The organism is Deltaproteobacteria bacterium (assembly GCA_016208165.1).
Lineage (GTDB): Bacteria > Desulfobacterota > Desulfarculia > JACQYL01 > JACQYL01 > JACQYL01.
Genome location: JACQYL010000061.1, coordinates 1 through 11,958, shown reverse-complemented (window position 1 = coordinate 11,958; position 11,958 = coordinate 1). Strand labels below are relative to the sequence as shown.

Here is an 11,958-nt window from a genome sequence, read left to right as displayed (position 1 = left end):
CGTCTCGTCGTCCGCTGAATAAGTTACACGCAATCTCGGTTTCCCCGTCCGGAAGTCAAGATTAGAAAGGATAAACACATGTCTGGAGAGAAGATCGGTTCCGTCATGGTGGTCGGCGGGGGAATTGCCGGGATGCAGGCCTCCCTGGACCTGGCCGAATCCGGGTTCTATGTCTACCTGGTAGAGAAGTCCCCTTCCATCGGTGGTATCATGTCCCAATTGGACAAGACGTTCCCCACCGATGACTGCGCCATGTGAATTATCTCCCCGAAACTGGTCGAGGTCGGCCGGCATATCAACATCGAGTTGATGACATTAAGCGAGATTGGCGCAGTTCAAGGAGAAGCCGGCAACTTCCAAATCGAAGTTGTTCAGCATCCCAGATACATTGACATGGACAAATGCGTTGCCTGCGGCGCGTGTGCCGAGAAATGCCCTAAGAAGGTGAAAGATGAATACAACGCGGGCATCGGTTTCCGCAAAGCGGCCTACGTAAAATACCCGCAGGCGGTGCCTCTGAAATATGTTATCGACGCCGCCAACTGCATCTATTTACAGAAGGGTAAGTGTCGCGCCTGCGAGAAATTGTGCCCCACCGGAGCGGTCAATTTCAAAGACGAAGAAAAAAGGCGGACCGTAAACGTGGGTTCGATTGTGTTGACGACAGGATTTGAACTCTACGACCCGGCCGTATACGACACGTACGGATACACTAAGTTCCCCAACGTCATGACAAGCTTGGAATTCGAACGTATGCTCAGCGCTTCCGGTCCTCACGGAGGCCACGTCGTACGGCCGTCCGACCAAAAAGACCCAAAAAAAATTGCCTGGTTACAGTGCGTGGGTTCCAGAGACGTGCATCCGGGAGCAAAATCCTATTGTTCGTCGGTATGCTGCACCTATGCGATTAAAGAAGCGTCCGTTGCAAAAGAACATGTGAAGGGCCTCGACGCCGCCATTTTCTACATCGACATCCGGACGCACGGCAAAGACTTCGAACAATATTACAATCGGGCGCGTGATCGGATGGGAGTTCGCTTCATCAAATCCAGGATTTCCTCGATACGGCAAATCGGAGACTCGGGCGACCTGCAGATCTGGTACACCGACGAATCGGGTCAAAGACTCCAAGAAATGTTCGATATGGTCATCCTGTCGGTGGGTCTCTGCGCCTCGCCTGAAAACGCCAAACTGGCGCAACGCCTGGCCGTGGACCTGGACGCGAACGGCTATCCCGTCTCGGACAGCTTCGATCCTGTGAGGACGACCCGACCCGGCGTTTTCGCGTGCGGCGCTTTTCACAGTCCCAAAGACATCCCTTCTTCGGTTATTGACGCCAGCGCTTCGGCCGGTGTCGCAGCGATGCTTCTGGCCGATTCGCGAAAGACACTGACACGGTCCAAAGATATTCCCCAGCAGAGGGACGTTAGAGGCGAGCCGCCAAAACTCGGCATTTTCATCTGTGATTGCGGGAAGAACATCGCGGGTATTGTGGACGTTCCCTCGGTGGTCGAATATGCCAAACACCTACCCTACGTCGTACATGCTCAAGAAACCTTGTTCGCCTGCTCCCAGGACGTGCAGGAAAACATGGCCGAAGTGATCCGGGAGAAGGGACTGAACCGCATCGTCGTGGCCGCCTGCACTCCACGCACGCACGCTCCCTTGTTTCAGGAAACCCTGACGAACGCGGGACTCAACAAGTATCTGTTCGAGATGGCCAATATTCGAAATCAGTGCTCTTGGGTGCACGCCGCCGAGCCGGATCTGGCCACCGGGAAATCCAAGGATCTGGTCAGAATGGCCGCTGCAAAAGCCGTTCAACTCGAACCGCTTTCGGAACAGGAGCTTGGCATCAACCATTCGGCATTGGTGATCGGAGGGGGCATTGCCGGCATGTCCGCGGCTTTGAATCTGGCCGGACAGGGGTACCATACCCATATCGTTGAGAGAAGCGAGGTGTTGGGAGGCCAGGCCCGCAACATACAACAGACATGGAGTGGAGAAAACGTTCAAGAACGGTTGAATCGGATGATCGCTGAGCTGGAGTCAAACGACGCGGTGGACGTTCATCTGAAAGCGGAAATCACGAACGTGGACGGATTTGTCGGTAACTTCAAGACCATGGTCAAAGCTGGTGGCGAAGAGCTGAAAATCGAGCACGGAGTGACCATTATTGCTACCGGCGCCTCGGAGTATAAACCGGAGAAGTATTTGTATCGAAAGGATCCCCGAGTCCTCACCAGCCTTGAGCTGGACCGGAAGCTGATGGACAACGACGCCTCGCTCCGCGATGCGCGCCGCGCCGTGTTCCTCCAGTGCGTGGGGTCGCGCATACCGGAACGACCGTATTGCTCCAAAGTCTGTTGCACGCATTCCGTCGTGAACGCGCTCAAGTTGAAGGAAATGAATCCGAAAATGGACGTGTACATCGTCTACCGGGATCTTCGCACCTATGGTCTGAGGGAGGAACTGTACCGGCGCGCCCGTCAGGCGGGAATTCATTTCGTCCGTTACGTGTATGAAAACGACTTTACCGTCGCCTCAGACTCCACAGGTCTTCAGCTGCGTTTCATGGATTACGTGCTTCAACGAAACGTGGAGCTTCGCGCGGATCTGTTGACGTTGGCGAGCGCCATCGTGCCTCCCTCGGAAAATCCCCTGGCTCAGCTGTTTAAAGTGTCTCTGAACAACGATGGTTTTTTTGCCGAAGCTCACGTCAAGCTGCGTCCGGTGGACTTTGCTACGGACGGCGTGTTCGTCTGCGGCCTGGCGCACAGCCCCAAACCCATCGATGAATCCGTAGCCCAGGGACAGGCCGCTGCGGCTCGCGCCGCTACCGTGCTGAATGCAACGATGCTGCACGTGGGGGGAATGGTCTCCACGGTATCGCAGCAAATGTGTACCGGCTGCGGCGTATGTGTGACGGTATGCCCGTACCAGGCCATTCAACTCAACGAAAAAAATAAGGCCGCGGTAAATGAGGCGTTGTGCAAAGGATGTGGTAACTGCGCGTCGTCTTGCCGATCCGGAGCCGCCATGCTTAAAGGTGATACCGATGCCGCCATTTTCGCTCAATTGGAGGCTTGCTGATAAACGCGATGATCGAGTGATGATGGATATACATCGGTTCGTCCATCTCACCGCTCTCAGATAATTGGGGCATCCCCGTGCGCCGGGTTCGGGAAATGCCTTTTCCTCGCCCGTATGAGAGGGCCCCGGCATCCGACGGCTGGAATCGTGAGCGCGCCCCGCAAGCGGTTGAATCGACTTTCAGGTTGACAAACGCTTGAATATGGCTAGACTAATTGGGTTGGAAATATTTTGTTCAAACAATTTATGTGAACGGAAACCGAGGTCTTATGGAGACGAAAGACGTTTTCTTAACTCCGCCGGCTGGGCTTAGTGTAAAAAAGATCGAAGAAGAGAGTGGAATACCTATATCCCGCTGCTATCAGTGCCTTAAATGTTCAAACGGATGCCCTGTGACCTACTTCATGGACTATCTTCCCCACGAGGTCATTCGGTCCGTCCAGTTAGGACTTTATAGCGAGCTGCTTCATTCAAGCACCATGTGGGTGTGTTCAACGTGCGCCACATGCGCGACTCGCTGTCCCAACGGCATCGACGTTACCGGATTTATGGATTTCCTAAAGAACAAGATCTTGAGCGGCAACATCCAGCCCAAACAGAAAGAAGTGGCCGCTTTCCACCAGGCTTTTTTGGATGAGATCAAACGTCACGGACGAATCAACGAATTTGTCATGATGGCCCATTTTTCCCGGAAACGGGGCGGGTTGTGGAAGCGGCTCATGGACGGAGAACTGAAAGCGGACATGAAGCTGGGATTGGAGATGTTCCGAAAAGGAAGGCTCAAACCGATTCCCAAAAAAGCAGCCGGCGCAGCCGAAGTGAAAGACATGTTTAAAAGGAGGCGGTAAGACAATGAAAGTGGGCTACTATCCGGGTTGCTCTCTTGAGGCTTCTGCTAGAAATTACGAGCTTTCCATCGAGAGAGTATTTCATTTGCTCGATATGCAATTGGTCGAGCCGACGGGTTGGACCTGTTGCGGCTCATCATCAGGTCACAGCATAGATGCGGACTTCTCTCTGGCGCTGGCGGGACGCAATTTGACGTTGGCCGCGAGAGATAAACTGGACTTGGTCGTACCGTGCGCCCTTTGTTACAATCGACTGAAACATGCACAGAAAGCTTTCGAGGAGGGTGAGATCGGAAAGGGCAAGAATGGTCCGGAGACCAAGGTCCATATTCAAGACATTGCTTCGTTCTTGAGTTCAAAAGAAGTGCTCGAAAAGATCCGCGCTCGCGTAACCCCTGCCCTCAAGGGACGGAAAATCATCACCTATTACGGATGCCAGGTGGACAGGCCGCCCAAAGTGACGGGTTCCAAGGAGTACGAGAATCCCAAGACGATGGACAAACTGGTGGAAGCGCTGGGAGCCGAGGTGGTGGATTGGTCCTTCAAAACATCTTGTTGCGGGGGCGGACTGGCTGTGGCGCGCAGAGACATCGTACTTGTCCTTGTAGGTAAGCTTTTCAAAAAGATGGCGCTTACCGGCGCCGAGATCGTGGCGGTATCGTGTCAGATGTGCCAGGCCAACCTGGATATGTATCAGAAAGAGCTTTTGAGTCAGGGTGTGATAACCCGGTTCATTCCGATCCTCTACATAACGGACCTTATCCTTCTGGCATTGGGGGATCGGGAAGTTGCTCAGTATATAAGCATGAACATGGTGGATGCCCCCGGATTGCTCCGCAACATGGGCGTTGCCATTTAAGGACAAAAGGAGAATATACTCGCCAATGGCCACGGAATCGAACAAACCAGGTGTCATCGTTGTCGGGGGGGGTGTCGCCGGAATTCAGGCTTCCCTTGATCTGGCCGAAATGGGACATCAGGTATATTTGGTGGAGGCGTCGACGAGCATCGGCGGAAACATGGCGAAGTTGGATAAAACGTTTCCGACCAATGACTGCGCTATGTGTATGATTTCGCCGAAACTGGTCGAATGCGCGCGTCACCCTAACATCGATATACGCACGATGACCGAGATCGTCGATCTTAAGGGAGAAGCCGGCAACTTTGATGCCGTCCTTCGAACGAGGCCACGCTATATCGACCCGGCCAAGTGCGTCGGATGCGGAATCTGCGCTCAGAAATGTCCCAAGAAAATCGTCGATACGTACAATGAAGGGCTTTCCCAGCGAAAGGCCGCCTATATCGAGTATCCCCAGGCCATTCCTCTTATCTATGCAATAGACCCGAACGAATGCATCTACCTGCAGAAGGGAAAGTGCCGGGCCTGCGAGAAGTTTTGCGAGCAGAAAGCCATTAACTTCGATCAGCAGCCCGTGGAAGAGACCATCCGGGCCGGCTCGATCGTTCTGGCTCTCGGTTACAAACTCTACGATCCACTGAAGGTTGGAGAATACGGGTATGGCCGGTATCCCAACGTAGTCACCAGTCTTGAATTCGAGCGGATGCTCAGCGCTTCGGGACCCAGCCAGGGCCATGTGGTTCGTCCCTCGGACGACAAGGCGCCAAAGCGTATAGCCTGGATCCAGTGCGTGGGTTCCAGGGACGTGAGTCGCGACCGAGGTTTTTGCTCTTCCGTGTGCTGCATGTATGCCGTAAAGCAGGCTATGGTGATGAAAGAGCACGACAAGGAATTGCAGCCCACGTTCTTTTTCATGGACTTGCGAGCCCAAGGACGCGGATTCGACGCGTTCTGTCAGCGAGCCGTCGACGAGGCGGGTTTACGAATGATGCGATCCATGATCTCTCAGGTGAGCGTTGATCCGCAAACGAACAACCTCGTCATAGAGTACTTGGAGCCCGGGAGCAAACAGCGCACGGAAGAAGAGTTCGACCTGGTCGTGTTGTCGGTGGGCATGGATGTTCGCCCCGAAGCCCGACAGTTGATGAAACTCTTGAACGTCGAAACGAACGAATTCGGCTTTTGCGAACACCCATTCGGAGAAGCGGTAGCGACCTCCCGAGAAGGAATCTATGCGTGCGGCGCCTTGCAAGGCCCTAAAGACATCCCCGAAACCGTAGCTCAGGCCAGCGCCGCCGCAGCGGGAGCCATAAAGTACCTCGAGACCCCGAAGCAGACGGAAACTCGATCCGCCGAGGTGAAACCGGTGGCAGTCTCGACGGACAAGGAACCGCGCATCGGTGTCTTTGTCTGCCACTGCGGCATTAACATTGCCTCCATCGTGGACGTGGATAAGGTGGCAGAAGAAGCGCTGAAGCTCCCCCACGTAGTGCACACCGAGCATCTGCTCTTCACATGCTCCACCGATTCCATGAAACGAATCCAAGAGGCCATCAAAGAGAAACACTTGAACCGGGTGGTTGTGTCCGCTTGTTCTCCCAGGACTCACGAGAAGCTTTTTCAGAGCACTTTGAAGGAAGCGGGACTGAATCCATACTTCTTCGAACAGGCGAATATCCGTGACCAATGCTCCTGGGTTCACCAAAAGCTGCCCGCACAGGCCACGGAGAAAGCCATGTCTCTTGTGAGCAGGGCCGTGGCGCGGGCCGCACAGTTGGAGCCGTTGGAAGAGCACTACGTCAAGGTCCAAAACCAGGCCCTGGTGGTAGGCGGCGGTGTGGCGGGAATGTCCGCCGCCCTCACGTTCGCCGAGCAAGGCATTCCAACGACCATTGTCGAAAAGACGGATAAGCTGGGAGGTTTCGCGTTGAATCTTCCCAGGACGCTCCAGGGCGGGTCTCCCCGAGCGCTGGCTTTAAAACTCGAAACACAAGTCAAGGGTCACCCCCTGGTGGACGTGCTCACAAATGCCGATCTGGTAAACCTGAAAGGCAGTGTGGCGAATTTCACCGGTGTCATAGAGCACGCAGGGGAAACAAAAGAGCTGAACTTCGGGGCAGCCGTCATCGCCTCCGGTGGTATCGAATATCGTCCCACAGAGTATCTCTATGGTGAAAACGATGCGGTGATCACCCAGGTCGAACTGAGCAAAAAGCTGGAAGAAGATCCCGGTTTCGCATCCTCGCTGAGCACCGTGGCCATGATCCAGTGTATCGGATCACGCAATGACGACAATCCGTTGTGCAGCAGAGTCTGTTGTTCAGCCGCGGTTCGCAACGCCTTAGCCGTCAAAGAGCGCAATCCGAACGCCCAGGTGCTGATCCTCTACCGTGACGTCCGCACCTTCGGGCTTATGGAAAGCTACTACACCAAGGCCCGTGAGCAGAACGTTTTGTTCGCCCGCTTTGAAGCGGATTCGCCCCCGCAATTGAAACAGGTCGACGGGGGGCTCGAACTCTCCTTTCTCGATATTACATCCGGAAGAAACGTTCGCTTCAGACCCCAGGTTCTCGCGCTGTCGGCGGGTATTCGACCCGAACCTTCCGCAAAAAAGCTTTCCCAAGTTCTTAAGCTCCCTCAAACGGCTGAAGGTCATTTCCTGGAAGCGCACGTGAAGCTCAGACCTCTGGATTTCAGCACCAGCGGTCTGTTCCTCGCGGGAGTGGCGCACAGCCCGCAGTTTACCGAAGAGGCGATTACCCAGGGTCGTGGCGCGGCCATCCGCGCTCTCTCCGTGTTGACCAAGTCGGAGCTTCTCACCTCGAGCATCGTCGCTGAAGTCAATCCCGACCTGTGCGCCGCATGCCTTACGTGCGTTAGAGCGTGCCCCTTCGGCGTCCCGAGAGTCACCAAAGACAGGGTTGCGGAAATCGACATCGCTGCTTGCCACGGTTGTGGCGTCTGCGTATCGGAATGCCCCGGCAAAGCCATAACATTACACCACTATACGGACAAGCAACTCATGTCCAATGTAGTTGGTTGCGCGTAATGCGCACGCACTGAATGTTTTGAAACGGCGCCGGAGGCACGATTTGTGTCTGCCGGCGTCGTTCTTTGTGGACGCGCTGCTCGGAGTGGTTCCTCACCGGATCGATAACCTTTGCGAAAAGCGAGAACACCATAGACAACTTACAGCCTTCAGACCGACTCATCTTCCCTCTGGATGTTCCCGACGCCCGCTCCGCGGAGACACTCGCCAATAAGCTGGGCGAAGCGGTGGGCGTGTTCAAGGTGGGACTCGAGCTGTTCGTCCGCGAAGGCCCATCCGTACTCGACCGCATACGCTCGGCGGCGCCTAAATCCAAGCTGTTCCTGGACTTGAAATTTCACGACATCCCGGCCACCGTGCGCGGCGCCTTCAGATCCGCTTGCGAACTGGGCGTGGAATTCGTCACGGTTCACTGTGACGAAGGTGAACGTCTGCTGGCAACCGTGGCGGAAGAAAATCGCGGCCGGACCCGGATTCTGGCCGTCACGGTCCTGACGAGCCTGGATACCAACGACCTGACGAACTTGGGCTTTCGATCGGAATTTCAGAACGATCCGGGGAAACTCGTGCTCCTGCGCGCCGGCATGGCTCAACGCGCCGGTTGCGCCGGCGTGGTCTGTTCCGGGATCGAAGCGGCCAGAGTCAAGAAGGCGCTGGGGAACGATCTTATCGTCGTGACCCCGGGCATCCGACCTGCCTGGAGCGTCATCAACCAAGACGACCAGAAACGGATCACCACTCCGGCTGACGCGATCCAAAACGGCGCCGACTATATCGTAGTTGGACGGCCCATAAGGGATGCGGAGGATCCCAAGGCAGCGGCTGAGAAGGTCGGTGACGAGATTCGATACGCCCTGGAACGCGCGAACCACTGACACCCACCGGTTATTAGAAGCACTCATTCAGGGGAAAAGGCTTAACAACGTCTTCCTCTCATACCTCCTGAGCGGACTTTTCGTCCCTATCGTTATCGTTGACACCGGAGCACCCTGCATGTAACGTTGGATCATGTGTTTTCGTGCGGTTGTATGCAGGAAACTTCGCACTTATATACGCTCATAATGGATCCGTCCACCCGGGGTCCCTCCGTCATGCAGCGCGGCATGTCCGTTCAAGAGGAGCCCGGAGGCGCGAAACACTCGAGAGAAAGGAAGCGGACATGAGGACCAGACACGGCAAGGGAAAACATGCTCTTTTCCCTGTGATAGGCATGCTGTTGGTGGCTCTGTTTTTATCCCATTGTTCAAGCAAAGAAGAAAAACGGGATGCCTTTGTAAAGAAGGGCGCAGCCTTGCTGGAGCAAGGAGAGACCAAGAAAGCGATTCTCGAATTCCGCAACGCCCTGCAACTGGATCCCAATTACGCCGAGGGCTATTATCAGCTCGGAACCGCCCTTCTCAAGGACGGTGACATCCGGGGCGGTTACGGCGGTTTTGCGAAGGCCTTGGAACTGGACAAGAACCTTGACCCGGCTCGACTGGAGATGGCCGGCCTGCTGGTAAAGGCCAATCAAGCCGAAAAAGCCCTCGAGACCATACAGCCTCTTCTCGCGAAAGAGCCGGGTAATCCTCGGGCTCTTTTGATCGAGGCGCAGGCAAGTCTTGTCCTCAAACGGCCCGAGCAGGCCTTGGACACGCTAAACAAGATCGATCCGGATATGGTCGGAAAAGACGCCCTCATGACCTATGCGGGAGCGTATAGTCAGACGGGTGAGACGGGCCGTATGAAGGAGTACCTGCGCAAATATCAGGAAGCGGATCCGGACAATCCGGTTCCTTACCTGCTTCTGACCAACCAGTTTCTCAGAGAAAACCAGTTTCCCAAGGCCGAAGAAGAGGTGAAGAAACTGATCGAGCGAAAAAAGGAGGACCCGTCCTTCCATCTGTTGCTTACGAAACTGTATCTGGACACCGGGAAAAAGGATATGGCGGAAGCCGAGTTTCATCGGCTGATGGAAACCTATCCGGAAGAACCGGCCTATGTGCTCTCGTACTCGAGCTATCTGTTCAAGGAAGAAAAATATAATGACGTCCGGGATCTCCTTCAAAAAGGTATCGAACGATTTCCCAACTCCTGGAAAATGGCGGAGGCATTGGCCGATATCTACATGAGTCAGGGAAACGCGGACGAGGCAATCAAGACCTTGGACGCCTTCGCGCAGAGGACAACGGATAAGGAAATCCTTCAGCAGGCGCTTATCAAGAAGGGCGATGCGCTGGCCGCAACGGGTCACTGGTCGGAATCCGAGGCCGTGGCGGACCGGGTGCTGTCGGATGCGCCGGCCGACGCTCGGGCCCATCTGGCGAAAGGCAGGGCTCTCCTCCGAAAGGGCGCCTTCGATGACGCCATCATCCACTTGAGGCAGGCGGTGGACACACTCCCGGACGAGCCCCAGGGCTACTTGCTGTTGGTGGACGCGCTGGCGTTTTCAGGAAATCAGGAGTTGGCCGTGGACGAGTTGAAACGCGGCGTCAAACGGCTCCCCAAGGATCCTTCCTTGAGATTGGCGTTGATCAGATACTACCAGCGGAACAAGGATTGGGAAAATGCTCTGAACATCATCAACGAGGGGCTGGAACAACTCCCCAACAACCTCCGGCTGATGGTGCAGAAAGGCGGGGTTCTGGCCGTATCGAACAAGCCTGACGAAGCGGAGCAACTGTTCAAGCAGATCATCGACACGTATCCCGATGAAAATGCAGGCTATATCGAACTCGGAAGACTCAAGCTCGCCTTAGGTCATCCGGAAGAAGCGGTTTCGCTTTTCAAAAAAGGGATGGACCTCAAAGGCGACAAAGCGGCGCCCGTCTCGCTCATCGTCGAAACCTACCTTCGATCGAAGGAACCGGACAAAGCCGAAGCCTTCTGCCTCGAGCTGCTTAAAAACGATCCGGACAGCGCATTCCTGATGTCCATGCTGGGCAACGTCTATATGGCGCAGGAGAAATACGATAAAGCCGAGGCCCAATTCAAGGCGGCTATCGAAGCCTCGCCCCAATGGGAACAGCCCTATTACAACCTGACGGCTCTGTATGCCCGGACAAACCGGCTTCAGGAAGCGGCGGAAAGGCTCGAGGAAGCCTACGCTCAAAAGCCCGATTCCCTTCGAGTCGGCTTTACCCTGGCTCTGCTCTATGAAAACATGACCGAATTCCAGAAGTCGATCAAGACACTCGAAAGCCTGGTCGAGAAATTCCCCGATGTGGCTATCGTCAATAATAACCTGGCCTACCTGTATTCGGAGCACACCGACAATCCGGATCTCTTGAAAAAGGCCGTGGACTACGCTCACCGCGCTCTGGACAAGGCGAAAGACAATCCTCATATCCTGGACACGGTGGCCTGGGTCGAGTTTAAGACGGGAGGAACCGAGAAAGCGGCCGGATTCATCGCTTCCGCCGCGGCCAAGGCCGAAAAAGACCCCATTATCCATTACCATGCAGGAGTGATTTACGACAAACTCGGGAAAAAGGACACGGCCCGAGAGTACCTTTCCAAGGCCCTGGAACTCGGCCTGAAGGGGGACGACGCCAAAGAAGCGCAGCGCCTGCTGGAAAAATCCGCCTAGATGCCATGCAATAAGGGCAGGCCCGGGGGCCTGCACCTGCGATGTGCAATGTTCACCGGCCGTCATGGCGCGCAGGGCGCACCCTACATTTGTTGGGAATAACATTAAAGGGGCGGTTCGCGAACCGCCCCTACGATTTTGCACGGATGCGCAGGGCGAACGGCCATTCGCCCTTACGGGTTTGCGCCATACGGGCAGGCACCGGGACCTGCCCCTACGATTTGTCCGGATGTGCAGGGCGAACAGCCGTTCGCCCCTACGATGCGCGGTACGGCCTTGAAAGGTATCCTCACCCGCGCACAAACCCGCAGCCGCTCCGCCGAAGGCGGTGCGGCCATGCTCGAAAAGTTTGAAGGGAGTCTGAGGGAAACTTTTCAAAGTTTCCCTCAGAAATCCCTAATCATCCTAAACCTTATGCCGCCACATGGAAACGATCATCATGATGTCCGCGATATCGACGCGGTTGTCGCCGTTGAGGTCCGCCGCGGGGTTGAAGCCGGCGTCGTTGATCGTCTTGTCCCAGTTCGATGCCACGATCATG

The 11,958-nt window shown here is 55.4% G+C and carries 7 protein-coding genes; 6 read left to right on the top strand and 1 reads right to left on the bottom strand.

The genetic code is table 11. The annotated features are described in order from the left end of the window. The first annotated feature begins 78 nt into the window (after window positions 1-78). From HY788_13430 to HY788_13405, 6 genes are all read left to right on the top strand, one after another. A complete protein-coding gene (locus HY788_13430; protein MBI4775152.1) occupies window positions 79-3,093 on the top strand; it encodes a CoB--CoM heterodisulfide reductase iron-sulfur subunit A family protein in 3,015 nt (1,004 codons plus the stop codon). A gap of 392 nt (window positions 3,094-3,485) precedes the next feature. After that, window positions 3,486-3,941, top strand: a complete 456-nt coding sequence (locus HY788_13425; GenBank protein MBI4775151.1) for a 4Fe-4S dicluster domain-containing protein — start codon at window positions 3,486-3,488, stop codon at window positions 3,939-3,941. A gap of 4 nt (window positions 3,942-3,945) precedes the next feature. Then, a complete protein-coding gene (locus tag HY788_13420; GenBank protein MBI4775150.1) occupies window positions 3,946-4,800 on the top strand; it encodes a CoB--CoM heterodisulfide reductase iron-sulfur subunit B family protein in 855 nt (284 codons plus the stop codon). A gap of 25 nt (window positions 4,801-4,825) precedes the next feature. Then, window positions 4,826-7,849 carry a CoB--CoM heterodisulfide reductase iron-sulfur subunit A family protein gene (locus tag HY788_13415; GenBank protein MBI4775149.1) on the top strand — a complete coding sequence of 1,008 codons (3,024 nt, stop codon included), beginning with the start codon at window positions 4,826-4,828 and terminating at the stop codon, window positions 7,847-7,849. Between the two features lie 131 nt (window positions 7,850-7,980). Then, window positions 7,981-8,724 (top strand): orotidine-5'-phosphate decarboxylase, encoded by a 744-nt coding sequence (gene pyrF / locus HY788_13410; GenBank protein MBI4775148.1) that lies wholly within the window; start codon window positions 7,981-7,983, stop codon window positions 8,722-8,724. A 284-nt stretch (window positions 8,725-9,008) separates the two neighbouring features. Continuing rightward, the gene (locus HY788_13405) at window positions 9,009-11,417 is read left to right on the top strand and encodes a tetratricopeptide repeat protein (GenBank protein MBI4775147.1); all 2,409 of its coding nucleotides are present in this window, start codon (window positions 9,009-9,011) and stop codon (window positions 11,415-11,417) included. A gap of 405 nt (window positions 11,418-11,822) precedes the next feature. On the opposite strand, the gene HY788_13400 is transcribed toward HY788_13405, so the two are convergent. Beyond that, the coding region (locus tag HY788_13400) for a hypothetical protein (protein ID MBI4775146.1) at window positions 11,823-11,958 on the bottom strand (136 nt) is incomplete at its 5' end.